The sequence below is a fragment of the Paenibacillus sp. V4I5 genome (assembly GCF_030817255.1).
Classification (GTDB): Bacteria; Bacillota; Bacilli; order Paenibacillales; family NBRC-103111; genus Paenibacillus_E.
Window position 1 is genome coordinate 7594330 of record NZ_JAUSZB010000002.1, and the last position, 24644, is coordinate 7618973.

General features: G+C 46.9%; 24 protein-coding genes. 21 read left to right on the forward strand and 3 right to left on the reverse strand.

Annotated elements, in window-relative coordinates:
• The first annotated feature begins 9 nt into the window (after positions 1–9).
• The 17 genes from QFZ78_RS36035 to QFZ78_RS36115 all read left to right on the forward strand — a co-directional run bounded on the left by QFZ78_RS36035 (position 10) and on the right by QFZ78_RS36115 (position 15745).
• On the forward strand, positions 10–1008 hold the full coding sequence (locus QFZ78_RS36035; protein ID WP_307554595.1) for an ABC transporter permease: 999 nt from the start codon (positions 10–12) through the stop codon (positions 1006–1008).
• Positions 1005–2168 carry an ABC transporter permease gene (locus QFZ78_RS36040; RefSeq protein WP_307554597.1) on the forward strand — a complete coding sequence of 388 codons (1164 nt, stop codon included), beginning with the start codon at positions 1005–1007 and terminating at the stop codon, positions 2166–2168. Before QFZ78_RS36035 ends, QFZ78_RS36040 begins: the two co-directional genes overlap by 4 nt.
• A 12-nt stretch (positions 2169–2180) precedes the next feature.
• Positions 2181–3221 carry an ABC transporter ATP-binding protein gene (locus QFZ78_RS36045; RefSeq protein ID WP_307554599.1) on the forward strand — a complete coding sequence of 347 codons (1041 nt, stop codon included), beginning with the start codon at positions 2181–2183 and terminating at the stop codon, positions 3219–3221.
• Complete coding sequence (locus tag QFZ78_RS36050) at positions 3218–4243, forward strand: ABC transporter ATP-binding protein (protein ID WP_307554601.1); 1026 nt, start codon at positions 3218–3220, stop codon at positions 4241–4243. Before QFZ78_RS36045 ends, QFZ78_RS36050 begins: the two co-directional genes overlap by 4 nt.
• A complete protein-coding gene (locus tag QFZ78_RS36055; protein WP_307554603.1) occupies positions 4240–4638 on the forward strand; it encodes a hypothetical protein in 399 nt (132 codons plus the stop codon). The genes QFZ78_RS36050 and QFZ78_RS36055 overlap by 4 nt, the downstream gene beginning before the upstream one ends.
• Complete coding sequence (locus tag QFZ78_RS36060; protein ID WP_307554605.1) at positions 4622–5080, forward strand: hypothetical protein; 459 nt, start codon at positions 4622–4624, stop codon at positions 5078–5080. The genes QFZ78_RS36055 and QFZ78_RS36060 overlap by 17 nt, the downstream gene beginning before the upstream one ends.
• A gap of 27 nt (positions 5081–5107) precedes the next feature.
• Positions 5108–5929 (forward strand): sugar phosphate isomerase/epimerase family protein, encoded by an 822-nt coding sequence (locus QFZ78_RS36065; RefSeq protein WP_307554607.1) that lies wholly within the window; start codon positions 5108–5110, stop codon positions 5927–5929.
• A gap of 51 nt (positions 5930–5980) precedes the next feature.
• A complete protein-coding gene (locus QFZ78_RS36070; RefSeq protein ID WP_307556082.1) occupies positions 5981–6748 on the forward strand; it encodes a DeoR/GlpR family DNA-binding transcription regulator in 768 nt (255 codons plus the stop codon).
• Positions 6749–6855: 107 nt separating this feature from the next.
• Entirely contained in the window at positions 6856–7752 is an 897-nt protein-coding gene (locus QFZ78_RS36075; protein ID WP_307554609.1) for an AraC family transcriptional regulator, read from the forward strand.
• Positions 7753–7792: 40 nt separating this feature from the next.
• The gene (locus QFZ78_RS36080) at positions 7793–8782 is read left to right on the forward strand and encodes a Gfo/Idh/MocA family protein (protein ID WP_307554611.1); all 990 of its coding nucleotides are present in this window, start codon (positions 7793–7795) and stop codon (positions 8780–8782) included.
• 52 nt (positions 8783–8834) lie between these two features.
• Positions 8835–9635: a sugar phosphate isomerase/epimerase family protein gene (locus tag QFZ78_RS36085; protein ID WP_307554613.1), complete on the forward strand. Its 801-nt coding sequence runs from the start codon at positions 8835–8837 to the stop codon at positions 9633–9635.
• Positions 9636–9665: 30 nt separating this feature from the next.
• Positions 9666–11138 carry a sulfatase family protein gene (locus QFZ78_RS36090; protein WP_307554615.1) on the forward strand — a complete coding sequence of 491 codons (1473 nt, stop codon included), beginning with the start codon at positions 9666–9668 and terminating at the stop codon, positions 11136–11138.
• Positions 11132–12127 carry a Gfo/Idh/MocA family protein gene (locus QFZ78_RS36095; RefSeq protein WP_307554617.1) on the forward strand — a complete coding sequence of 332 codons (996 nt, stop codon included), beginning with the start codon at positions 11132–11134 and terminating at the stop codon, positions 12125–12127. The genes QFZ78_RS36090 and QFZ78_RS36095 overlap by 7 nt, the downstream gene beginning before the upstream one ends.
• A 42-nt stretch (positions 12128–12169) precedes the next feature.
• Positions 12170–12709, forward strand: a complete 540-nt coding sequence (cysC, locus tag QFZ78_RS36100; RefSeq protein WP_307554619.1) for an adenylyl-sulfate kinase — start codon at positions 12170–12172, stop codon at positions 12707–12709.
• Positions 12706–14109, forward strand: a complete 1404-nt coding sequence (locus QFZ78_RS36105) for a sulfatase family protein (RefSeq protein WP_307554621.1) — start codon at positions 12706–12708, stop codon at positions 14107–14109. The genes cysC and QFZ78_RS36105 overlap by 4 nt, the downstream gene beginning before the upstream one ends.
• Positions 14106–15515: a sulfatase family protein gene (locus QFZ78_RS36110; RefSeq protein ID WP_307554623.1), complete on the forward strand. Its 1410-nt coding sequence runs from the start codon at positions 14106–14108 to the stop codon at positions 15513–15515. The genes QFZ78_RS36105 and QFZ78_RS36110 overlap by 4 nt, the downstream gene beginning before the upstream one ends.
• A gap of 86 nt (positions 15516–15601) precedes the next feature.
• A complete protein-coding gene (locus QFZ78_RS36115) occupies positions 15602–15745 on the forward strand; it encodes a hypothetical protein (RefSeq protein ID WP_307554625.1) in 144 nt (47 codons plus the stop codon).
• 47 nt (positions 15746–15792) lie between these two features.
• On the opposite strand, the gene chrA is transcribed toward QFZ78_RS36115, so the two are convergent.
• The gene (chrA, locus tag QFZ78_RS36120) at positions 15793–16992 is read right to left on the reverse strand and encodes a chromate efflux transporter (RefSeq protein WP_307554627.1); all 1200 of its coding nucleotides are present in this window, start codon (positions 16990–16992) and stop codon (positions 15793–15795) included.
• 211 nt (positions 16993–17203) lie between these two features.
• On the reverse strand, positions 17204–18925 hold the full coding sequence (locus QFZ78_RS36125) for a sigma-54 interaction domain-containing protein (protein WP_307554629.1): 1722 nt from the start codon (positions 18923–18925) through the stop codon (positions 17204–17206).
• A 227-nt stretch (positions 18926–19152) separates the two neighbouring features.
• On the opposite strand from QFZ78_RS36125, the gene QFZ78_RS36130 reads away from it, so the two are divergent.
• Positions 19153–20067 (forward strand): proline dehydrogenase family protein, encoded by a 915-nt coding sequence (locus tag QFZ78_RS36130; RefSeq protein WP_307554631.1) that lies wholly within the window; start codon positions 19153–19155, stop codon positions 20065–20067.
• 35 nt (positions 20068–20102) lie between these two features.
• Entirely contained in the window at positions 20103–21671 is a 1569-nt protein-coding gene (gene pruA, locus QFZ78_RS36135) for an L-glutamate gamma-semialdehyde dehydrogenase (protein ID WP_307554633.1), read from the forward strand.
• A 469-nt stretch (positions 21672–22140) separates the two neighbouring features.
• Here the strand turns inward: pruA and QFZ78_RS36140 are convergent, their stop codons facing one another.
• The gene (locus QFZ78_RS36140; protein ID WP_307554635.1) at positions 22141–22785 is read right to left on the reverse strand and encodes a transcriptional regulator; all 645 of its coding nucleotides are present in this window, start codon (positions 22783–22785) and stop codon (positions 22141–22143) included.
• A gap of 380 nt (positions 22786–23165) precedes the next feature.
• Between QFZ78_RS36140 and QFZ78_RS36145 the strand changes: the two genes are divergently transcribed.
• Entirely contained in the window at positions 23166–24245 is a 1080-nt protein-coding gene (locus QFZ78_RS36145) for a lactonase family protein (protein WP_307554637.1), read from the forward strand.
• Complete coding sequence (locus tag QFZ78_RS36150; protein ID WP_307554639.1) at positions 24242–24559, forward strand: MGMT family protein; 318 nt, start codon at positions 24242–24244, stop codon at positions 24557–24559. The genes QFZ78_RS36145 and QFZ78_RS36150 overlap by 4 nt, the downstream gene beginning before the upstream one ends.
• Positions 24560–24644: the final 85 nt, after the last annotated feature.

Genomic DNA, 24644 nt, shown 5'->3' on the forward strand with positions numbered 1-24644 from the left:
AGGATCCACATGCTGAATTATATCTCCTACCGTGTGCTGCAGCTCATCCCGCTGCTTATCGCTATCAGCATTATTGTTTTTGTGATTATTCAGCTTCCCCCCGGGGATTTCCTAACGCAATATATTGCTCAAATGAAGTTAGCGGGTACGGAGGTTTCAGAGAGTACAGTGATTACCCTTCAACAGGAATATGGCTTAGATAAATCATTAATTTTTCAGTACATCATCTGGATGAAAAATATTTTGATTCACGGTGATTTAGGTCGATCCTTCCAATGGAATCAGCCAGTTGCTGATGTCATTGGCCCAAGACTGGCGTTGACAGTCATCATATCGCTCATTTGCCTTGTATTCGTGTGGGTTATAGCTATTCCGATCGGTATTTATTCGGCCACACACCAATATTCGGTACTTGACTATGTGTTTACCTTTATAGGTTTTATCGGCCTTGCAATGCCTGGCTTCCTAATTGCATTGATCATCGTGTATTTCATCTTCGCTCAGACAGGTGTTTCCATCACAGGGCTATTCTCTCCTGAGTTTGTTGATGCACCGTGGAATATGGCTAAAGTCATGAATATGCTGCCCAGACTCATTATCCCGGTTGTTGTTATTGGGATGTCGGGAACAGCCTCACTGATCCGGGTCACACGTGGAATGCTGCTGGATGAGTTATCGAAGCAGTATGTGATTACGGCTAGAGCCAAAGGCGTACCTGAGGGGAAGCTGTTGTTCAAATACCCCGTTCGCTTAGCCATAAATCCACTGATCTCTACCATTGGTTGGACATTACCGGCACTTATTTCCGGTGAAGCAATTGTATCCATTGTACTTAATCTACAAACAACAGGACCGATGCTCCTCAAAGCCTTAATGTTCCAAGACATTTATTTAACGGGAAGCTTCCTGTTAATTCTTAGTGTCATGACGGTCATTGGGACACTGCTATCGGATATTTTGCTTGCTTTCGTCGACCCTAGAATACGCTTCGGGGGTGTTGGAGAATGAGTGGCAAGACTACGCTTGCGAACCGGTTGTTCCGCAGGACCAAAATCAATAGACAAAACAGGATGGGTGCTGATAATCAATATGAAGTAGCTTCACAATGGCAATTAATGTGGTGGAAATTTATTAAGCATAAAATGGCGGTATTCTCGGCCATCATACTTTCGATTTTTTATCTAGTAGCGATTTTCTGTGAGTTTTTGGCGCCCACGCTGCAAGAAGCTAGGTACACCGAATATAAGAATGCGGCCCCGCAAAGTATTCATTTTGTAGATCCGAACAAGGGCTTTCAGCTAAGGCCTTTCGTGTACGGGATGACAGAGAAGGTCGATCCCAAAACCTTTAAGCGTACCTTTTCCGAAGATCAGCAGAAGAAATACGAGATTTATTTCTTTACGAAAGGTGAAGCGTATAAGCTGTGGGGACTCATTCCCATGGATCGACACTTGTTTGGACTGAAGAATCCGAACGATGCGCTTATTCTGATGGGTACGGATAAGCTGGGGCATGACCTATTATCACGGATCATATACGGAGCACGTATATCCTTGTCGTTCGGTTTGTTAGGTATTGTGGTGACGCTCTTCCTAGGTTTATTGCTAGGGGGAATATCCGGTTACTTGGGAGGCGTTACAGATACAATTATTCAGCGAACGATAGATTTACTGATATGTATCCCCACGATACCGCTTTGGATGGCGCTGACAGCTGCCTTACCGAGAGATTGGTCAGCGCTGCAAACTTATTTTGGCTTGATTATCATCTTCTCCATCATTGGCTGGACAGGACTTGCCCGTGTAGTTCGGGGAAAAATATTGTCCCTCCGCGAGGAAGACTTCACGATGGCTGCCAGACTGGCAGGAGCAGGTGATTTCCGCATCATTCGCAAGCATTTACTGCCCTCATTCGCCAGTTACATCATTGTGAACGTCACGCTTTCCATTCCCGGCACTATTTTAGGAGAAACGGCGCTAAGCTTCCTCGGTATTGGTCTTCAAGCTCCCGTTGTAAGCTGGGGTGTGCTGCTGCAGGATGCGCAAAACTTACAAACACTAGCCCATCATCCATGGCTGCTATGGCCTGCTGCTTTCATTATCATGACGGTTTTAATGTTTAATTTCCTTGGAGACGGACTGCGGGATGCTGCGGACCCTTACAAATAGGAGGTGGCGTGAATGTCAGAACGAGATACCGTCATCATGGAATTGAAGGATGTGAAAGTTCACTTCCATTTGGATGAAGGAGTACTGAAAGCCGTGGACGGAATCGATTTGCAAATTAAGCGTGGCAAAACGCTCGGCATCGTTGGGGAAAGCGGTTGCGGCAAAAGCGTGACCTCACAGGCGATGCTTCGCATAGTGCCGAAGCCGGGTGAAGTGAAAGGTGAGATCAAGCTGTTCCGAGGCAGAACCGCCGATTTAAAGGATGAAGCCATAGATTTGGCGATGCTTGATCCGCGTGGTAAGGAAATTCGGACTATTCGGGGCGACGAGATCGCTATGATCTTTCAAGAACCGATGAAGGCTTTCTCCCCCATCCATACGATTGGTAATCAAATCATGGAAGCGATTCTGCTTCATGTGACGGAGGATAAACAGGAAGCATACCGTCTGGCGGTGGACATCTTGAAGAAGGTCGGGATGTCGAATCCCGAGCAGCGGCTCAGCGAGTATCCTCATCAGCTATCAGGCGGGATGCGGCAGCGGGCTATGATTGCTATGGCCTTGTCCTGCAATCCATCGATTCTCATTGCAGATGAACCGACAACCGCCTTGGATGTCACGGTCCAAGCGCAGGTTCTGCAGCTCATTAACGATCTGAAGGCCAATCACGACACCTCCATTATTTTCATCACACATGATCTTGGGGTGATTGCCGAAATGTCGGATGAAGTCGCGGTTATGTACTTAGGCAAAATCGTAGAGTATACCGATGTGGACTCCTTATTTCATAATCCGCAGCATCCGTATACCAAAGCACTGCTGAACTCCATCCCTGCGATTGGCAGGACGAATAAAAGGCTGGAGTCCATTGAGGGAACTGTTCCATTTCCGATGAATTTGCCTAAGGGATGCGGCTTCTATTCCCGCTGTAAGCAGGCTGTTGACGGTGTTTGTAACGTCGCTGACATCCCTCTTGTGCAGGTTAAGAAGAATCATGCAGTTCGCTGCTTAATGGTTGAAGCGGAGACTAAAGAAGCCGAGGTGGTCTCATGAGCGTTCAAACCGATGAACTCATCCTGGATGTCCGTTATATGCGGAAATATTTTCCGATTAAAAAGGGATTTCTGCAAAAAAACGTTGGCTACGTCAAAGCTGTCGATGATGTTCAGTTCCATATTCGACCTGGAGAAACGTTCGGCCTGGTTGGCGAATCAGGCTGTGGGAAGACGACGCTTGGACGCTGTATTCTCAGGGCCATTGAACCGACAGCGGGCTCCGTCTTATTCCGAAATCGTCAGGGAAGCATGCAGGATGTCTTGCAGCTGGATGCTAAGGAGTTACGTGCGATAAGGCGGGATATGCAGTTGATCTTTCAAGATCCCTACTCCTCACTGAATCCTCGGATGACGGTGCTCAACATCATTGCTGAACCTCTAATCTGCAATGGCATGGCTCATGGTGCCCAACTGAAAGAGCGCGTTGCTGATCTTATGGAAATGGTTGGCTTAAATAGTCGGCATCTTGAACGGTATCCACATGCTTTCAGTGGAGGACAAAGGCAGCGTATCGGCATTGCGAGAGCCTTGGCAACGGAGCCCAAGTTCATTGTTTGCGATGAGGCCGTATCCGCTCTGGATGTATCTGTGCAGGCGCAAATTATTAATTTGCTGCAGGATTTGCAGGAAAAGCTGCATTTAGCTTATCTGTTTATCTCTCATGACCTAGGCGTTATTCAACATATTTCAAACCGAGTCGGGGTCATGTATGTGGGGAAAATGGTGGAGACCGCAGCGACGGTGGACTTGTTCGCAACACCGAAGCATCCGTATACAGAAGCACTGCTTTCTGCCAAGCCGGTACCGGATCCGCGTAAGAAGTCCAATCGCATTATCCTCTCCGGAGAGGTTGCAAATCCGGCAAACCCACCATCGGGGTGCTATTTCCATCCAAGATGCTCCTATGCGAAGGACATATGCAAGATGCAGTCCCCGGAGCTGAAACAGGTAGGTGAAGGACACTTCGCCGCATGTCATTTTGCAGGGGAGCTTGAGCTTAGGGGGGCAGCCACAATATGACGTATATTGCCTTTCTGCTGCTGGTCTTCTTTGTATGCCTATGTCTCATCATGCTGGCATCTCTTTGGTATATGCGAGTTCTGCTCGAGAAGATGATTGGCAGCAAGCTGCGAGACTTGGAGACACTGACGGCTACAGGCGCTATTCCCGAGACATGGTCGGCGAAATATGATCGGCAAATTATTCGATACCAATCGCTTGGAAATACCAAGCAAGTGAAACGAATTGAGCAAACAGCGAGAAAGCTTTATTTGAGCAAAATCAGTAAACTATTGGCTTATGTAAGAAGAACGGCGCTGGTTGAAAGTGAAGAAGCACGCAGCCAATCCTTGCGCATGTTGCAAAGAGTGGAGAGGGAATGGAGGGACAGGACGACGCATGGATCCTTTTCATGAGATGAAACAACGGGATACAGCAGCTGGGTTTATTTCTGTGGGGTTAACCTTATTCACCGCTGTGCTGGGTATTGTGAATTGGTTCGAGTTACGAAGTTTGCTGCTTGCTTGCTTGGCTTTTTTTAACGTCAAATCATCTTCGTGGCAGGGCATCGATAATTTCACATTTTTAATGCTTGGTGTTGCTTGGCTCGCTTATGTGTTTTATTGCCAATATTTTTTGAAAAAGAAAGCGATAAGCAAACAGGTTATGCAAGCGACTGCTAAGCTTCTAGCCATTCAATTGGGTCTCTTATTTGTGTGCAACTTGCTCTCACACTTTCTGCTTCATGTTCCATTTGAGTCCTACATGATGTTGTTTTTGGTCATAGAAGGCACTGCGGCTCTCTGTCTCAGTCTATTTGCAGCCAAAGCGGCTCGCCGCCAAAAATTCCTCCAATAAATCCCCAGTGAAGGTGGTTCCATACGAATGGATATAGGTGTCGTTTCACGCAGCTTTCCGCAATTAACGAACGAAGAAGTGGCGGCTTTACTTGCAGGTAGCGGATTCAAATGGACGGAGCTTTGCTTCTCGCAGACGGATTCCAACTATTGGCGATACAATGGGCGGAGTGATCTGAGCGACCTAACGGATGAGCGAAGCCGTGAAATTATAGAAACGTACCGGAAGTATGGTGTTGAAGTTGCATCTATCGGTGTTTTTACGAATTTGCTGGAAACGGATGACGCTGAGTTGGAAGAGAATTTGACATATTTTGAACGACATATGCAAATTGCTGCTTTAAACAGTGTGCCGGTTGTTGCTACGGAGTGTGGTTTTATTCCGGGTAAACGCGGTATACAAGCGGAGTCCTATGAAAAGGATTTCGAGCGACTACTGCTTCAAGTGAGGTGGCTTGGGGAACGGGCTGGACATTATGGTATCAAGCTTGCGCTTGAGCCATGTGTCTTGGACGTGGTTCCGAGTGCGAAACGAACGGCTGATTTTCTGGCGCAGGTAGAATCCCCGCATGTTCAAGTGCTGCTGGATCCGGCTAATTTAATTGCCAATAACTCCGAAGAGGAAATGTTCCGTTACTTGGCGCCGCATCTTGCCTATTTCCATGGGAAAGACCGAAAAGTCAATGATACCTATGGTCGTTGTGTCGGAGACGGCGATATTGATTGGGCTAAGCTGCTGAATTTGTATCATGAACATACCGAAGGCGTTCCGTTCATTTTGGAGTATGTAAACATCCAGAATTTCTGCGATATTCGTGATCGGGTGCTTGCTTTTGATCAATCCCGCTAATTTTTCACCATTCGGAAATCGGAAATTCGAGGCTCAGGGAGGTGTTTGATGATGCTAGTCGCGGAAAGGGTTCAGCACATTCTACGGCTGGTTAACGAGCGGGGAAGTATGCGCGTCACTGAACTCAGCCAATTGTGCCGGGTAACCGAAGAAACGATCCGACGTGATCTGGATCGCTTGGAGAGCGAAGGGCGCCTGCTGCGCAGCTATGGCGGAGCGATCCGCCTTCAGCAGCAAACATCGGAGACGTCGTACCAGCTGCGAGAAACGATTCATGTGAAAGAAAAGCAGCGTATTTCCGTAGAAGCCGTCAAATATGTGGAACCGAATGATCGCATCGTGCTTGATGCAAGTTCTACGACATGGCATATGGCGGCCCAGCTTCCCGATATTCCGCTCACCGTTATTACCAACTCTTTGAAAGTAGCCCTGGTCCTTAGTGAGAAGAAAAATGTGAGCGTCATCAGCACAGGAGGCATCCTTGTGCCTAATTCACTTTCCTTCGTAGGACCGCTTACGGAGCAAGCTTTGGATGAATACCACGTTAACAAAGCGTTTGTTTCCTGTAAAGGTGTTCATATGGAGCGGGGTGTTAGTGAATCCAATGAAATGCAAGCTCGGGTTAAAAGAAAAATGGTCGGCATGGCTGAGCAAGTATTCGTCCTCGCCGATTACAGTAAATTCGATATGCAGGCTTTTACAATGATAGGCTCTTGGAATCAAATCCATCATCTCATCACCGACGAGCAAACATCTTCTGATCACGTGCAGCTGCTGCAGCGTAAATTCATAAATGTCATTCAATTGCAGAAGGAGTAATCTCATTGAGAAAATGGCGCAATCCCCATGCAAGATGGCTGAAACCGCAATGAAAGCACGAGCAGGAAGCCTTAAGATGAGGATAGAGGGAGAAAGGAACCGAACCTATGGTCAATCAATTGCGGCAGAGTCAATTTATGAATGATAAGCGAATCCCGTTCACCATCGGTCGCTGTTTTCATGATCAAGACAATACCCCGTCGAGCCATTCACACGACTTTATTGAACTTGTTTATCTTGTCAGCGGCCAAGCAGAGCATTTGTTTGAAGGCGAATCGTACCTCATTCAAGGGGGAGATGTGTTTATTATTAATCCCGGAGAAGTTCATACTTACCGAACGAAACCGGATGAGCACATCGAGATTATAAATTGTTTATTCACCCCTGAGCTCATTCATGAGTCACTGCTAAAGGAGTTAGGTGTGTCACAGTCCATGGACTACTACTATGTACACCCTTTTTTGAATCCGCGAGAACGCTTTCATCATCGTTTGAATTTGAGTGGTTTGGCATCCATTCCTGTACTTTCCCTGCTTGAGATGATGATTACCGAGTGGGAGCAGCACCGTCCGGGATACTTAACGATCGTTAAGCTGCAAATGCTGGAGCTGCTCATTTTGTTGTCGCGCTGCTACGCAGATGTGAAGAACAAGGAAAAAAAGGGTTCGCAACGATCAGGTAATCATACGATTCTTGTCCGTCGGATGACCGGATTTTTGGAGCGCCATTTTGATAAAAAAATGACCATTCCAGCTCTGTCTGAGCTGTTTAACATCAGCAGCCGTCAGTTAAATCGGGTATTCAAACAGGAAACTAACCAGACGGTGATGGAGCGTATTCACGAAATTCGCATCGAACGTGCCAAACAGTATTTGGCAGAAGGTGATGAGAAGGTGATTTATATTGCTCACCGTGTAGGCTATGAGGACCCCGCCTTTTTCACCCATTTATTTCGGCGGAAGGTTGGTTGTTCGCCTGGTCAGTTTCGAGAGTTACATAAGTAAAAGGAATGAGATTATTAGCTAGACACTGGAGGGATGAGCTATGACGTTAAAAGTCGGAGTAGTCGGAATCGGTAATATCGGGACGATCCACGCTAAAGTGTATAAAGAACATGCCAAGACAGAGCTTGTAGCGGTTTGTGACATTATCAAAGAGAAAGCTGATGCGGCAGCGGTCAAATACGGCTGCCGAGCATTTTACAGTGTGCAGGATATGCTGAGCAGCGGCATCCATTTGGATGCTTGCTCCATGGCTACCAAAGGGGAGGAGAATGGCGGCGAGCACTACCAGCCAACGATGGAGCTGTTAGCGGCGAACATTCCTGTTCTGGGTGAGAAGCCTATTTCCAATCGGATCGACGAAGGGGAGCGGATGGTGGCGCTTGCCAAGGAGAGACAGCTGCCTTTTGCAGTGAATCTGAATCATCGTTTTACACCGGCAGCCCTTCGCGCCAAAGAATGGGTGGAGGAAGGCCGTCTTGGTCAATTGCATATGATCAATATGAAAATGTGGATTAATAACCCGGTAGAAACGTCCCCATGGTTTCATCTGCGTGCGCTTCATCCGCACTCATTTGACGTGATTCGATATTTCTGTGGGGACGTGAAGCGGGTAGCCGCCTTCATGATGAAGGGCGAAGGCAGGAAAATCTGGTCCAATGCGCAGGTTATGCTGGAGTTTGAAAATGGTGCAATTGGCAACCTAGTCGGCAGCTACGATGCTGGGGCAAGCTACGGTTTGGAGCGATGCGAAGTTGTTGGATCCAAGGGGCGGTTTGTGCTCGATGATGCTTGCGAGCTGTTGACGTTCTATCCCCGCCACAGTATTGCAACGGAAAGCTACACTTACCTGGGAGGTATGCGTAATTTCAATGAAACGTTCAAAAGCCGCATCAGCGATTGGATTGAGCAGCTTGATGCGAAGGTGCCTTATGATCAAATCAATGGTTCGGGTGAAGAAGCGCTGAAGGCGCAAACGATTATCGAGGCAGCCATACGTTCATTCGAAACATCCAGCATTGTTGAACTTTAGGATTATGCTTACGATGTCAGTTTTCTTCGAAAACTTTTAGGAGGTTGAGCACATGATCCAGATAGGTATTAATTCCGTGTTATTTAAGGATTTTGATTTCGCGACAGCTGCGCAGCATATCAAGCTTTGCGGGTTTGACGGTGTTGAAATATCGGCGATCAAAGGCATGTGCGAGCATCTTGAGTTGGATCGGTGGCGTGAACAAGCAGCAGAGATCAAGCAGATTGCCGCGGATCATAGGCTCAAGCTGCTTTCGATGGAAGTCGCCGAGCTTAGTGAAACACGACTTCCTCTCGCGTTCGAAGCGGCTGCTGAATTAGGTATTCCGGTTGTTAATGTGGGTCCTGGCGGCAAATCGGATGTCGAAGAGGATCTATTATTCACGATTGAAAAGCTGGGCCGGATGTCAAAGCTGGCGGGGGAATATGGCGTTACATTGTGTGTTAAAGCTCACGTGGGCGGCTCAATTTATAACACCCCAACCTCGTTAATAGCGATAGAAGCGATTGCTGCACCATCTTTCGGCATCGATATGGACCCCAGTCATATTTATCGTGCCGGTGAGAATCCTGAAGCCGCACTGCCAGCCGTGATATCACGCGTTCGGCATATTCATATCCGGGATTGCAGCGGTAGGCAAGCGGGTCCGGGAACCATCGACAAGCAGGCCTGTGGGCGCGGTGACATTGATCTTATTGGCTATTGCAAAGTACTCACGGATAACGGCTATGAGGGGCCGGTTTGTTTGGAAGTCATCGGAGCGAATGGTCATTCGCTCGCGCAAGTATCGATTGTCGCAGCTGAAAGTTACGGCTACTTGAATGCGGTTCTACGTTCTTTTGGGGCGCGATAAAGCAGAATGAAGGAAGAAGGAGTTGATTAAATGACAACAAAATTGCCGAATTTATTGTTGTTAGGTATAGATAGCTTACGCAGGGATCATATGAGCGGCTATGGCTATCATAGGCTGACAACTCCGCATATTGATCGATATAGTCAGGGCGGTGTGTTGTTTGAACAGCACTTCTCCCCAAGCATCCCAACAACGCCGGGGTATGCCTCTATGCTCACGGGAATGGATTGTTTCGGGACCGATGTTGTTGCTCTGCGGCATGGTGGTGCCGTTGGCGATCATGTGAAAATGCTCTCCGAGCTGCTGGAAGAGGAGGGCTACAATACAACTTGCATTGGATTCACGGGGAATCCTTCCGCGCGGGGATTTCAGACCTATTTGGATTTCGAAGGCTGGGGCGCTGATGAAACGGGCCGAAGTCCCAAGGCCGATAATTTGAACCGTGTCGCCATCCCGGAAATGAAGCGTCTTAAGGAAGAGGGGAAGCCATTTTTCCTTTTTCTACGTCATATGGATCCGCATTCCCCCTATTTGCCGCCAAAGCCGTTTGAACGGATGTTTTATGACGGCAATGAGTGTGATCCCGATAATCATTCTTTGGATGAGCTGTATGCCTTTAAGCCATTTGCTGATTATTTCAGTTCTTGGTTTCCTGAAGGCTGCACGGACAGCACTTATATCGATGCACAATATGATGGCGCTGTAGCTTATATGGATGCGGGCATTCAGTCGATTTTTACGGCGCTTAACACGCTGGGGATTGAAGACGAAACGCTTGTTGTCATCACGTCGGACCATGGTGAAACGCTCAATGAACATGATTGCTACTATGATCATCATGGCTTATATGAAACCAATTTACGTATCCCGTTGATTCTGAGATTTCCAGGCAAGCTCCCGGCAGGAAAGCGTGTGTCCAGTTCCACGCAAATCAAAGATGTGATGCCGACCATTGTTGAACTCCTGGGACTAGATTGTGACATTTCTTTTGATGGCCGCAGCTTATTGCCATTAGTTCGGGATGAGGAGCGGGATCGCGTACCCGAAAGTGAAATGTATATCACCGAGTGCACGTGGATGCGTAAGCATGGCTGGCGGACACCGGAATGGAAGCTGATCGTGGCACTGGAGCCGGATCTTCATTTCAAGCCGCCGGTTGAGCTGTATAATCTGATTCGTGATCCTGATGAGCTGCACAATGTGGTCGATGAAGAGCCAGACATAGCTGCCTTGCTGATGCAGCGCTTGGAGGCTCATATCGCGAAGCGGGAGAAAGAGACGGGCCGAGAGAATCCGATCTACACAAATGTGAACTGGCATGGACTCGGTTGCGGTCCGTTTCAATCGTCGCAGCAAGCCTTCGATTCCATGCATATTGGTTCTCCGAAGTCGGCGAAATCACTGCAAATGAAGGATGAAGACGCAGTTGACGAAGCCGAATATGAAGCGGAAGCAGAAACAGAAGTAGGCACTGAAGAAGTAGAAGCGGATTCAACATGCTGAAGGTAGCTGTTATCGGCGTCAATCACATCGGCCGTATTCATTGCCGCTGCTATAAGGAACACCCAGAGGTTGAACTGACCGCGATTTGTGATCTGAACCGGGAACTTGCGGATTCGGTTGCCGCGCAGTTTGGAGCGAAGGCTTATTATGATGTTGATACGATGCTGGAAGTCGAACAGATTGATATCGTTAGCGTCGCTACCGGCGGGATAGAAAATGGCTCTCACCATAGAGAGCCTGTTATGAAGGCAATTGCTGCCGGAAAAGACGTCCTGGTCGAGAAGCCGATTTCGAACAGCTTGGAAGAAGCGAGAGAAATGGTTCAATTTGCAAAGGAAAAGGGAGTTCGTTTTGGTTGTAATCTCAACCATCGGTTCACTCCAGCGGCAAGGAAAGCGAAGGAATGGATCGCTGCAGGCGACATTGGCCACCAGCTCTTTGTGAACATGAAGCTCACCATCGGCAATCCGAATGAATCCAGTCCTTGGATACATTTGCGGGCACTGCATCCTCATTCGTTGGATGTCATGCGATATTTTGCCGGAAATGTTCGGCGAGTTCAAGCATTTCTGACTAAGGGGCCTAGCCGCTCGGTTTGGTCAACGGCTTCCATTAACTTAGAGTTTGCCTCTGGTGCAGTAGGCCATTTGATGGGCAGCTATGACATGTTTGGTGTTCATCCTATTGAGGCTTGTGAAGTGGCAGGCGACCAAGGGAGGTTCGTTCTTGATAATGTCTATGAATCGCTCACTTATTATCCTCATAGGCAGGAAGAGCTGCGGGTATATCGCAATTCCATCATGACAGGAATGCGAGGCTTCGAGGATACGTTTCGGCTCCGACTGGGTGCTTTTATTCTAGAAGTGAAGGAGGGTATTTCCCCTGATCAAGTCGCCGCTTCTGGTGAGGATGCCCTTGCCGTCCAAGAAATAATAGAAGCGGCTATTCGTTCTCATCTTGCGAATGGTACAGTTATTGAAGTTTCCTGATGTGCATCCATGTCGGATGGACCGATCCGAAGGAGGAAGGTTATGAGTGAACAAGGGGAGGTACTATGGTTTACAGGTCTTTCAGGTTCAGGAAAATCAACGACGGCTTGTGCCTTGGTTGAACCACTACGCGCTTACGGCCGTAAGGTTGAGCTGTTGGATGGAGACGAACTTCGTAAGACGATATCCCAAGGTCTCGGCTTTAGTCGTGAGGATCGTAACACAAATATCAGAAGAATTGTATATATGTGCAAGTTGTTATCACGCAACGGGGTTATCGTTATTGTATCGGCGATTACCCCCTATGAGGAAATGAGAGAATATGCCCGCGCCGAGCTGCCCGGATATGTCGAAATATTCGTTGATTGCCCACTAGAAGAATGTGAACGACGTGATGTGAAAGGATTATATGCCAAAGCTAGAAAAGCGGAAATTCCACAATTTACGGGCATTGGAGATCCTTATGAGTTGCCGGAGCAGCCTGACATCGTGATCCGTACGCATGTTGACGAGCTCGAGAGCAACGTAGCCTTAATCATGGACTTCATGGCCACGAAAATAGGTCGGGGTGAGTCTGTATGAATATCGTCTTCATCTCTTTGGACACCCTTCGCGCTACTCGGTTGGGCTGCTACGGTTATGCGAAGCCTACGTCACCGTACATGGATCAAATAGCCGCCCAAGGAGCGTTATTTGAAAGAGCCTATGCGGCTGATATTCCGACTGAAGTGGCCCACACCGGCATTTTCACGGGAAAAGTTGGCTTACGAACGGGGGTTGTCGCTCACGGTTCGCCGCTAACTCACCTGCCTAAGAAGGAAGCGTGGCTCCCGTCTCTTATGCAAAACAATGGGTTCACGACAGCAGCAGTCGATAATTTATATCAACTGAAGGAATGGTTCGCAAGAGGATATCGGTATTACATTAATTCGGTAGGCAAGAAGCGCAGCATTGACGGAAAAACCATAAATCAATTGGCATTTCAATGGATTCGTGAGCATAAGCAGGAAGATTTCTTTCTATTTCTTCATTATTGGGATCCACATACGCCTTATCAGCCACCGGAAAACTATATTTCACCGTTCTATGAGCAGGGCCGCGATCCGTATGATCCTGCGAATCGCAGTATGCAAGCCGCATATAATCATGCGGCTTACCCTTTTTTCAAGCACCATCATTATGATTTATTAGGTCCTGTGACGGACGCTACCTATGTAAATGCATTGTATGATGCGGAAGTTCGTTATCTCGATGATCGTCTGCGCGAGCTTGATGAACGACTTATTGCAGAGGGGTTATATGAGGACACCCTGTTGATTTTATTCGGAGATCATGGTGAAAGCTTGACGGAGCATGATATTTATTGGGATCATTGCGGTCTCTATGAGACGACGGTTCAAGTCCCGATGATCATGAGATACCCGAGACGAATTCCAGCCGGACGCAGAGTCAAAGGGTTAGTCCAGCAGGTGGACATGATGCCTACGATATTAGAAGCCGCCGGGATTAAGGCGCCTCCTTCGTTGGATGGCCGCAGCTTGTGGCCTAGCTTAAGGGGAGAAGCTGATGGGACGCATGACTTCGTTTACTTGAGTGAATGTGCTTGGCAGGCCAGCAGAGGCGTGGTTACGAAGGATTATAAATTTATCCGCACGTTAGACTCTGGGCCTTTTGTGCGTCCACATAGAGAGCTATATGATCTGCGCTCCGATCCAGAGGAAGTGAGGAATGTAGCCGAAAGCTCCGCTCCTATTGCGAATGATCTTGCTTATCGCTTGGATGAGTGGGTTGCGCAAATGCTAAATGGACGTATAGATCCTATGCTGACACAGATGGAAGCAGGACTCCCGTTCCGGAATAGAATCCATGAGATACTACAGCAGTATGGCCTGACTTGGTCGGAATGGATACAAGATCCAAGGCGTGAGCGATTCGATGAAGCGTCCGCAGCCGCCCGACATGAGGGGAGGCATTCGATTTGACTAAGCTGGCGCAACGGCCCAATATTCTGATCATTATGGTCGATCAGCTAAGGTATGATTGTCTTGGTTATAGTGGGTTAGCCCCTGTCTTAACGCCACATATAGACCGGCTTGCTGCCGGGGGCATGTGGTTCAACCGTGCCTACACCCCAATTCCTGTATGCGGCCCAGCAAGACAATCGTTCGTATGCGGCAGGCGAGCTGAAGCCTTCGGCGGACTTTGGAATTTCAAACTTGGCTTGAAGGTAAGTGCACTCGAGCCCACTGCCTATTCGTGGGCTCGCTCCTTACAGGAGGCGGGTTATCGCAATGGTTATATCGGAAAGTGGGATGTTCATCCAACTAATGACCCTACCTGTTATGGGTATGACGAGTTTGTTCCTAGTGATGAAAGATACCGCACATGGCTGCAGGAGGCTTATCCGGGGCTGGCTTACACTAGTGGTTACTTCGGAGAAACGGATCCTCTACCACTAGCGGATACTCGAACACACCGAACAGGAGAAATGGCAGCAGTGTTAATGAGGCAGTTGTCCAAGGGAGGCTCCCCTTGGCATCTTCGAGTGAATTTCCAAGAGCCCCATCTGCCGTGCCATCCGACAGCAGTATTTGCTGAAAAGTATGCCATAGAGAGCATTCCGATGTGGGGCAGCTTCAGCGAAACGTTCGCTGATAAGCCTTATATTCAAGAGCAGCAGCTTCGGAATTGGCAGATCGAGAACTTAGACTGGGAGGACTGGGCACCTATCGTCGCCCGTTATTACGCTATCATTAGTCAATTGGATGATGCCATAGGCAGACTTTTAGAGGAGCTAGATTTGTTGGGGGAAAGCCAGGATACGGTCGTGATTTTCACATCCGATCACGGGGACATGTGCGGTGGACATCGGATGTTGGATAAACACTATGTGATGTATGAGGATGTCGTGAAAGTTCCCCTCATTATACGTTGGCCAAGTGTCATCCCCTCTGGCAGACGCTGTGATGAATTCGTACAATCCTTGTTGGATCTGCCGCCGACACTGTTAGAGATCGGTTGTTCAACTTCGCCACCTGATCATCGGTTTCACGGAGAATCCTTATTGCCATTGCTTCGCGGCACCCAACCTGCCGATTGGAGGAATGAAGTCGTCACGACTTACAATGGTGGGCAATTTGGGCTCTACACACAGCGAATGATTCGCAGCAAAGAATGGAAATACGTTTGGAATTCTACGGATGTCGATGAACTCTACGATATGATCGACGACCCGTACGAACTTCGAAACGTCATTCAGCATCCTGCAAACAAAAGTATTGTTCTGGAGCTTCGCAAGCGGTTGTATGATATTCTGCATCGAGATGACGACGGCTTAGTACATAATCCATGGATGCGTGATCAATTGATCAAAGGACGAAAAAAGTGATGAAAGTACACGGTTAGAGGAGAAATCAACTATGCTAACACAGGAGCAAATCAAGCAATTCGATGAAATAGGGTTTCTGAAAGGCGATGTCGTTTTATCCCGATGAAGAGGTAGAAACATTACGTGTGCTAATCCAGCGAGCTTTGACATGGCGCGAGGGTATAGAACTGGATGCGTTAGATGAGACCCTTGATTTGGTTAGATATACGATTGAAAGCGGACAAAAATAAAATTCGTCCTATTTCCACATTACTGTGGGAAAAGGACGATTTCTTTTTTATAAATAATACAAAGCTTCACCCGCAGCAGCCCCTAAAAGGACGATGCACCAAGGCGGTAATTTCCAGAACACCAGCAGGCCAAATAACACGATAACCAATGCAAAATCATAAGGACGAATAATAGCAGTTGTCCAAAGCGGGTTATAAAGTGCTGCGAGCAGGATACCGACAACGGCCGCATTAATGCCTACAAAAGCACTTTGGATTTTGACATTTGTTCGTAATGAATTCCAAAAAGGCAAGGCCCCTATAATCAGAAGATAAGCTGGCAGGAAAATGGCCAAGGTTCCCACGAGAGCCCCTCTGAATCCGTCAAACATAGCACCCAAATATGTGCCGAATGTAAAAAGCGGGCCCGGAACTGCCTGCGTTGCCCCATAGCCAGCCAGGAAGACTTCTTTACTAACCCAACCTTGCGGGACAACTTCGCGTTCCAAAAGGGGGAGAATGACATGGCCGCCGCCGAAGACAAAGGAACCCACCCGATAAAACGAATCGAAAAGGGATAAGAGCTGTGAGTGCCATAAACCGTTGATAATTGGAAGAAGCAGGAGCAGCAGTATGTACAGCATCAAGCAAAAGATCGCTACTGAGCGATGAACGCGCACTTGAATGGTGCTGATATCTTGGTTCGAAACGGTTTTGAAGGCAAATAGTCCGATAAGTCCGGCGAGTACAATAATAACAACTTGGCTATAAACCGTTTGCCATAGCAAGGTTACCGAAGCTGCTGCAATAGCTATGGAGGCCGTGCTTTTATCTGACGCTAGCTTTTTTCCCATGCTGAGAACAGCCTGTGCGACGATGGCAACGGCGACGATTTTGAGACCGTGGATCCAACCGCTGCTGCTCACATCCATAGCTTTCATCAGTAGGGAAAAGAGTAGTAAAAGGATAATAGAAGGTAGCGTAAATCCTAGCCAAGCAGCTGCGCCTCCCAACAATCCGGCCCGAATGGTACCGATACCAACACCAACCTGACTGCTGGCTGGACCTGGGAGAAACTGGCATAGAGCAACGAGATCGGCGTAGCTTTTCTCATCCATCCATTTACGTTTCTGAATATATTCGTTGTGAAAATAGCCCAGATGGGCAATAGGTCCACCGAAGGACGTCAACCCTAATTTTGTTGATACGAGAAATACTTCAAGCAATGCTTTTCGTTTACTTTGCTGTGGTTTTGCAGCGGTGTCCAACCTATTTCCTCCTCAATGACGTTTGATGAATAGCTAAGTAAGTTAAGTGTATCGGAAATTGCATCGCGATTCTACCGTTTAACACAAATAATACAACAGTGAAGACCATCCGATTACTCCCTACACAGAAAAATGATCATGAAATCTACTATGTAGAAATCATGATCATTTTTCTGTGTCTTCGAAATACTCGGACGTTCTTCCTATCATGTCACTCCAGTTGATATTCCTTCATCTTGTTGTAAAGGGTACCGCGGGAGATGCCGAGCAGTTTGGCAGCTGCGCTTTTATTGCCTGCCGTTTTGGTCAGAGCTTCTTCAATCAGGTGTATTTCTTCCACATCAGATACCTTTGCTTTTAATGAATTCGCCGCAGTATCTGTCTCTGAAGAAGTAAGACTTGGCTGCTGCTCCTGTAAAGTGACTGGTAAATGTTCCAAGGTGATCAAGTCTTCATCATTAAGAATGATGCATCGTTCGATGACATTTTTCAATTCTTGGATGTTTCCTGGCCATGAATAGTTGGTCAAAGCCAAGATGACCTCTGGCGAAAGTGTGGGAACAGGCTTCTGGTATTGCAGTGAAAACTGTTTGAGATACATTTGGACCATCGCAGGAATGTCTTCGGTTCTATCCCGTAAAGGCGGAATCCGAATGGAAATCACGTTGAGCGCATAATACAGATCCGAGCGGAATTCTTGATTGACTAGCTTACTTGCTAAATCTTGTGTAGTCGCAATTATGATTCGGGTACGCACGCTGATAGGTTGACTTCCTCCGGAGCGAACGATCGTTTGCTGAGTAATGTAATGGTAAAGCTTAGCTTGAAGCTCTAATGGAAGCTTTTCGATTTCATTAATAAACAAGGTGCCGTCTTTGGCTAGCTCCAACTTACCAGCTTGTCCACTATCACTGCCCGTGAAGGCGCCCCCTTGATAGCCAAATAATTCGGCTTCCAATAAACCTGTGGGAACGATGCCGCAATTGATTGTCAAGAAAGGCTGCTCGGATCTTGAACTTGACTGATGGATAATATGAGCGAGCTGCTCTTTGCCAACACCCGATTCTCCAATCAGGAGGACGGGTGTTTCTGTTGCTGCTACCTTCTTGGCCCATTGGATGACTTTGCCGATAGCAGGTCCTTTTCCTTTGATTAAGGTAAAGAGATCTTCAGCCTGATCTTTTTGCGGTAGTCCGAAAGAATCGACTGTTGTTAATTGTTCGTTTAATCGTACCAATTGTGTGATATCCTGCTCGGTCGCAATGCCCCCAATGATATGCCCTTGAGCATCTCTGATCGGTGACGCATTAATAAGGACGTGGGTATCCGGCCGAGGACGGTGGTAGGTATTACGAATCATTCGGCCTTCGTCCAAAATTTTCAGTACCATCAGTGTTTCGATATCAAAGTGTTCGCCAATGCGTTTCCCCAAAATATCTACTGCCGGAAGATGATATAGATCCTCGGCGACGGAATTCCAGCAGATCACAGCGCCAGCTCGATCAACGACCGTGACAGCATCGGTGACGGTATCCGCGAGTGCATTGAAATAGGCAGACCACTTTTGCAGCTCGGAAAGGGCGAAATTGAGATACGTGGATAAAACGGAGTATCCCCTGATGGATCCATCCTTATTTTTGAAAAGTACCGGTCGATTTGTTCGTTGAGGCACAAGCGGCAAAGGGGTGTTTTCGTCCATAGTAATAATCGCGGGTACAAAGTATTTGCTGCTTGCTACCAATTCTTGGATGTTTCTAGCGGAAAAGGCCGTCATAAGGCCTGCATCTTCCGGTGTAAATAAACATATCTCATCGTGCCAATGGGTGATAACAGCCGTTCCATTGTTTAAATAGGAAGAAAGCTCTTCAAGCGTTGTTTCAACAGGGAGAGTGAGAATAGGGTTGTTCAACGGAATGTGTTCATTAATGAACATAATTGACCTCATTTGTACCATTTATTTGGTTTAAATTTACCATGAAAGCAAGGGAGATTCAACACAGGAAGCCGAGATGGTGAGTATGATAAAGGTAAAGAAATAATAACTGTTCAATATTAAGAAAAATATGCACATAAACAAATAGTGTTCAAATTTTAAGTTAAAGTGTATAATAAAATCATTGATTCAACACTATTGTATAATTCCTTTTGGGGGAATAGCAGATGGAACTTCTGATGAAAAGTATGTTTCAATCTTTAGGCAAAAGCCGCACTGCTAATCGATTAGCCAAAAAGTATGGTTTACGCTTTGGTGCAGCGCGTTTTGTAGCGGGAGAGACCATCCAGCAATCCATCGAAGCTGTGCGCGCGCTTAATCAAGATGGCCGTGTAGCGACCCTGGACCATTTGGGTGAGTTCGTCTTTAGTGAAGAAGAAGCGTTGGAATCAGCTGCCATGTGTATTCAAACGCTAGATGCGATTGCTAGTTCAGGCGTCCAATCCAATCTTTCGCTTAAAATGACTTCACTTGGGCTAGATATCAGCAAAGAGCTTTGTGTAAACAACATGAAACGTATTCTTGATTGTGCTCGTCAGCATGGAAATTTCGTGCGAATTGATATGGAGGATTATGCGCATTGTCAAATCTCCCTTGATATCTACCGAGAGCTTCGACAAGAATATGACAACGTAGGCATTGTCATTCAAGCTTATTTGTTCCGCACCATGCAGGATATCGATGATTTACATGCACTCGGAGCCAATTTGCGCCTTGTGAAAGGTGCTTATAAGGAATCTCCGCAAGTTGCTTTTCCAGAAAAAAGTGACGTTGATGAAAATTATAAAAAAATCATTCAAAAACATCTTCTGAACGGTCACTATACAGCTATTGCTAGTCATGATGAGGCAATCATTCATTTTACCAAAGAATTTGTAAGTTCAAATCGTATCTCCATCGAACAGTTTGAATTCCAGATGCTTTATGGGATTTGTGAAGATTTGCAAAAGCAATTAGTGAAAGAAGGATATCGGGTTCGTGTCTATGTCCCTTACGGTGTAGATTGGTTCGGATATTTCATGAGAAGGTTAGCAGAGCGTCCAGCGAATGTCTGGTTTGTTCTGAAAAATATGTTTAAATAACAACCAGGTTTCCCATTCGGAGAGGAGAAAAAAAGATGAATACATTTACGAAGGTTAGTACGTATGCAAATGAGCCATTTACTGATTTTGGTCTAGAGGAAAATGTGAAGGCGATGCAAGCTGCCATTGCCAATGTGAAAAGTGAGCTGGGGCGCGAATACCCGCTATATATCGGTACTGAGAAAATTGTAACTGATGCTAAGATCACTTCGATTAACCCGGGGAATGTAGACGAAATCATTGGATACGTTAGCAAAGCGGATCAGAAACTTGCTGAAAAAGCGATGAACGTTGCCCTCGAAACATTCGAAACTTGGAAAAAGGTTCCCGCTAGAGAGCGTGCGGAATATTTATTTAAAGCTGCTGCGCTAATGCGTGATCGTAAGCATGAATTCTCAGCTTTGATGATTCTGGAATCAGGCAAAAACTACGTTGAAGCGGATGTAGATACTGCTGAAGCGATTGATTTCATCGAGTTCTACGCGCGCGAAATGATTCGTTTGAGCCAAATCAACGAGACGCAGCCGTTAGCCAAAATTCCCGGTGAAAACAACCAAATTAGTTATATCCCATTAGGCGTCGGCGTTATTATCCCGCCATGGAATTTTCCACTAGCGATTTGTGTAGGAATGACCATTGCGGCGGTTGTTTCTGGTAACACTGTTTTGCTGAAGCCAGCTTCAACAACGCCTGTTATTGCTCACAAATTCGTGGCTCTTATGGAGGAAGTTGGACTTCCTGCTGGCGTAATTAATTTCATTCCAGGAAGCGGTGCGGAAGTAGGAGACTATTTAACGACACATCCGAAGACTCGTTTCATTAGCTTTACGGGTTCCAAAGAGATTGGTTTGCGCATCAACAAGTTGGCCGCGGACGTGGCGCCAGGTCAAATTTGGATTAAGCGTGTGATTGCGGAAATGGGCGGCAAAGACGGTATTGTCGTGGACGAAACAGCGGATCTCGACGCGGCTGCCGCTGCGATTGTGGCTTCAGCCTTCGGCTTCCAAGGGCAGAAATGCTCAGCTGGTTCACGTGCTATCATTGTTGAATCTGTTTACGACATAGTGGTAGACAAAGTAGTTGCTCTGACGAACCAGCTGCAAAGCGGCCTGCCTGAGCACAATTTCGCAGCAGGTCCGGTCATTGATAAAGGTTCCTATGATAAAATTTTAGATTACATTGAAATTGGGAAAACCGAAGGAACACTGCTTGCAGGTGGTAATAAGGCCGAAGGAAACGGCTATTACATTCAGCCAACTGTGTTCGGCGATGTAAGCGGCAAAGCGCGTGTTATGCAGGAAGAGATCTTCGGACCAGTCTTGGCTATCGCTAAAGCGAAGGATTGGAAAGAAGCCATCGCGATGTACAATGATACGGAATTTGGTTTGACGGGCTCTTACTTCTCCACGAATGAGGAGCGGATTTCTGAGGCATTAGACACTGTTCACTGCGGCAACTTGTACATTAATCGCAAATGCACAGGCGCATTGGTGGGTGTACATCCATTCGGCGGCTTCAATATGTCGGGAACAGATTCCAAAGCAGGCGGTTACGATTACCTCATGCTTCTCACACAAGCGAAACTGACTTCACGCAAAATATAAGGATTGGCAGAGGAGGGCGGACGATGAGTCTTGCCTTCTTTTTTTGTTAGGAACGGCAGCCCAGCTGCGCAAACGCCAGAGGATTAGGTTCGCTGAAAGGATTGGATGCGAGTAGCTATTGGGAACAATAATACGCCTCAAGGATCGGTCTCCGAGCAGCGAAAAGGAACTACGATACGCTATTTATCAATATTGCTGCCTTTTTGGTCAGTAGAGGAACGTCGATGCGCTATATGGCCATTTTGGCTGAAATACTGTCCTAAAAGTGGAAATAAGAGATTGTAGTTCCGTCTAAGTAATTAAACAGGCCAATTTAGCATAAATAGCGTACCGACGTTCCCTTTCAGTAGTATCGATGACGTACTCGTCCCGACATGCGAGGTGAATCCGGCCTTCCGGTCCAATTGGAAAACCATGCTGAAGAGGATTTCCTCAGAAACCATCCAAGTGATCCAGTCTTCGTAATTCCTTATAAATTAAGCTGGTACATCCGAGCCCGCTCTTGTCCGCGCGATATAATTAATAGCTGCTTTTCGCATAAAAGGTGTAAGACAGTTCTGGCGTGTCTTGTGCTTACTTGGAGATGAGCGGAAAGGTCTGAAGGGGAGAATGGGCGCAATAGTCTCCGCGCGAATCGGACTGTTTCGCTTTCAATCCAAGAGAGTGACTCTGGTACATTGGATGAGATGAATTTACCTACGAACGAAAGAATAAGCTGCTGACACTGCTTCGGAGTCTCAACAATGGATGGGTAGGCGATTGGCATCACCAGCCAGCCATCCAAAGCAAGATGGCAATGCCGGAGACAGAGGTCTTTGAATCTCCATAGCTCAAGATCGCGTGCGTGGGAGCTGTAGCCTTGGATCTCAATCACACCCTTAGCATCCCCTGGCCTATAAGCAAAGTCCAAATAGCGGTAGCCGTTCGCGAAGTCGCGCACCTCCCATTCAGGGTAAAGATGGTCGAAATGTCCTACTGCCGGATACCAGACGGAGCGCAGAAATTCCATTTCTCCATATCCGAGCCCCCGCTCTAATCGTTCTCGTCTGCGTCCGTACTTCTCTAATGCAATCTGTGAAGTCATGAAAGCTTCGAATGCATGCTCAAATTTCATCGTTATTCCTACTTTCTAAGCGATTGTCGGCTAAAACAAAACGCCGCTCTCATCTTTTCGCTAGGAGCTGACTCCTTACGAACATAGATGAAAGCGGCGTGTGCTTCACGACCAGCTTGATTGAATAACTCTAGTATAGCGGAAAATGATAATGTTGTGCCACCTCATTATTGGAGAACGCCGACGAACCAGGCAGACACCATGCAGGAGTATTCCGGAATACATGGGGATATAGACACATTGATCGAGGAAATGGTGCATTTGTTTTTCTATGGGATCAGCAGCACTCCTCAGCCGACCGATCATTCATAATGTTTGCTCCTTAGAGGAGGATTTGAGATAATGCTTCTATCGATAATAGAAGAATGGGAGTGGCATTTTTGGAAAAGAAGAAAAAAACGTTAGCATTTATAGGTTCATATGCAGATTCGAATAATCCTGGGGTATACACCTGCCAATACGATGAAGAGAATGGAAGCTTGGAAGTCACCCATCAAGTAAATGGTTTGCAAAACCCGACGTTCTTGACTGTAGATGCGAGAAATTGGAAACTATATGCTTTATCAGAGGGTGTTGACGAGAATCAGCAGCGCTGCGGGGCGGCATCTTCTTATAATATTGATTCAGCTACAGGTGAATTAACGTTTCTGAACAACGAGATCACGCTGCCTGCGACGACGTGCCACATTACATTAGACCATACGAACCAAGTGGTGATGGTATCCAGTTATCACGGGGGTATGGTAGGTTTGTCTCCTGTATTAGCGGATGGTCGTTTAGGTACAACGGCTGATATCCAGCAGCACAAGGGCGCAAGCATCTTATCGGTGCAGGATAGACCTCGTGCACACTCCGTTTTCTTGGATCGAGCAAACCGTTATGCGGGAGTCTGTGATCTAGGTTTGGATCGAATTATGATGTACAAGCTCGATATCCCTGCCAAACGGCTTATTCCTCATCATGAAGTGCAAGTAGCCCCTGGCTCAGGTCCACGGCATTTTGCTTTCCACCCGTCCTATGCCTTTGGCTATGTCATTAATGAACTTGGCTCCACAGTCACAGCATTCAGTTATGAGGAAGAACGAGGAGAGCTGACCGAAATCCAAACGATTTCCACACTCCCCGAGTCTTATGATGGGGAAAATGCCTGTGCGGATATTCATGTTTCACCAGATGGAAAGTTCCTATATGGATCTAACCGTGGGCACGATAGTCTTGTCGTGTATGCAATCGATCCAGTTACGGGTAAGTTAACAGTGGTGGAGTACGCACCTACGTTAGGGAAGCATCCACGCAATTTTGCGATATCGCCGGATGGACAATTTCTGCTGGTAGCTAACAAAGATTCGGATCATATTGTTTCGTTCTCACGTGACTCGCAATCGGGGAAGCTCGTTCCAACCGGAAGTGTGCTACATGTGTCTAAGCCGGTATGCATCAAGTTTGCTAGTGTAGAATGACACCTTTCACGGAGCGGGTTATTCACATCATTCGAAGTATCCCCGAGGGCAAAGTCATGACCTATGGTCAGATTGCCAGGCTTGCCGGAAGCCCAAGGGCGGCTCGGCAAGTTGTACGAATTTTGCATGCAATGAGCAAGAAGCATCGTCTTCCGTGGCACAGAGTCATTAATGCAAAGGGAGAGATAGCAATCAGTGATGATGAGGGATCTCATATGCAAAGTTTTTTACTACAAGCAGAAGGTATCATCATTACGGATCAGCGGTATATTTCCCTTGCGCATTACCAGTATCAAATGCAAGAAGATGCATGAATGTACATAGGAAGCCTCACTTCTGCAACTGGAAGAAGTGAGGCTTTTTTACAAGAAGGAAGTGAGTTAAGCTTTGTCGAATCTT

Excerpts from the sequence above, each read along its gene's own strand:
- QFZ78_RS36105 (WP_307554621.1), top strand. The coding sequence starts at position 12,706 with ATGAATATCGTCTTCATCTCTTTGGACACCCTTCGCGCTACTCGGTTG.
- QFZ78_RS36125 (WP_307554629.1), bottom strand. The coding sequence starts at position 18,925 with ATGTTCATTAATGAACACATTCCGTTGAACAACCCTATTCTCACTCTC.
- QFZ78_RS36050 (WP_307554601.1), top strand. The coding sequence starts at position 3,218 with ATGAGCGTTCAAACCGATGAACTCATCCTGGATGTCCGTTATATGCGG.
- QFZ78_RS36060 (WP_307554605.1), top strand. The coding sequence starts at position 4,622 with ATGGATCCTTTTCATGAGATGAAACAACGGGATACAGCAGCTGGGTTT.
- QFZ78_RS36055 (WP_307554603.1), top strand. The coding sequence starts at position 4,240 with ATGACGTATATTGCCTTTCTGCTGCTGGTCTTCTTTGTATGCCTATGT.
- QFZ78_RS36115 (WP_307554625.1), top strand. The coding sequence starts at position 15,602 with ATGTCGTTTTATCCCGATGAAGAGGTAGAAACATTACGTGTGCTAATC.
- QFZ78_RS36090 (WP_307554615.1), top strand. The coding sequence starts at position 9,666 with ATGACAACAAAATTGCCGAATTTATTGTTGTTAGGTATAGATAGCTTA.
- QFZ78_RS36040 (WP_307554597.1), top strand. The coding sequence starts at position 1,005 with ATGAGTGGCAAGACTACGCTTGCGAACCGGTTGTTCCGCAGGACCAAA.
- QFZ78_RS36130 (WP_307554631.1), top strand. The coding sequence starts at position 19,153 with ATGGAACTTCTGATGAAAAGTATGTTTCAATCTTTAGGCAAAAGCCGC.
- pruA (WP_307554633.1), top strand. The coding sequence starts at position 20,103 with ATGAATACATTTACGAAGGTTAGTACGTATGCAAATGAGCCATTTACT.
- QFZ78_RS36035 (WP_307554595.1), top strand. The coding sequence starts at position 10 with ATGCTGAATTATATCTCCTACCGTGTGCTGCAGCTCATCCCGCTGCTT.
- QFZ78_RS36080 (WP_307554611.1), top strand. The coding sequence starts at position 7,793 with ATGACGTTAAAAGTCGGAGTAGTCGGAATCGGTAATATCGGGACGATC.
- QFZ78_RS36140 (WP_307554635.1), bottom strand. The coding sequence starts at position 22,785 with ATGAAATTTGAGCATGCATTCGAAGCTTTCATGACTTCACAGATTGCA.
- cysC (WP_307554619.1), top strand. The coding sequence starts at position 12,170 with ATGAGTGAACAAGGGGAGGTACTATGGTTTACAGGTCTTTCAGGTTCA.
- QFZ78_RS36150 (WP_307554639.1), top strand. The coding sequence starts at position 24,242 with ATGACACCTTTCACGGAGCGGGTTATTCACATCATTCGAAGTATCCCC.
- QFZ78_RS36045 (WP_307554599.1), top strand. The coding sequence starts at position 2,181 with ATGTCAGAACGAGATACCGTCATCATGGAATTGAAGGATGTGAAAGTT.
- QFZ78_RS36070 (WP_307556082.1), top strand. The coding sequence starts at position 5,981 with ATGCTAGTCGCGGAAAGGGTTCAGCACATTCTACGGCTGGTTAACGAG.
- QFZ78_RS36065 (WP_307554607.1), top strand. The coding sequence starts at position 5,108 with ATGGATATAGGTGTCGTTTCACGCAGCTTTCCGCAATTAACGAACGAA.
- QFZ78_RS36085 (WP_307554613.1), top strand. The coding sequence starts at position 8,835 with ATGATCCAGATAGGTATTAATTCCGTGTTATTTAAGGATTTTGATTTC.
- QFZ78_RS36095 (WP_307554617.1), top strand. The coding sequence starts at position 11,132 with ATGCTGAAGGTAGCTGTTATCGGCGTCAATCACATCGGCCGTATTCAT.
- QFZ78_RS36075 (WP_307554609.1), top strand. The coding sequence starts at position 6,856 with ATGGTCAATCAATTGCGGCAGAGTCAATTTATGAATGATAAGCGAATC.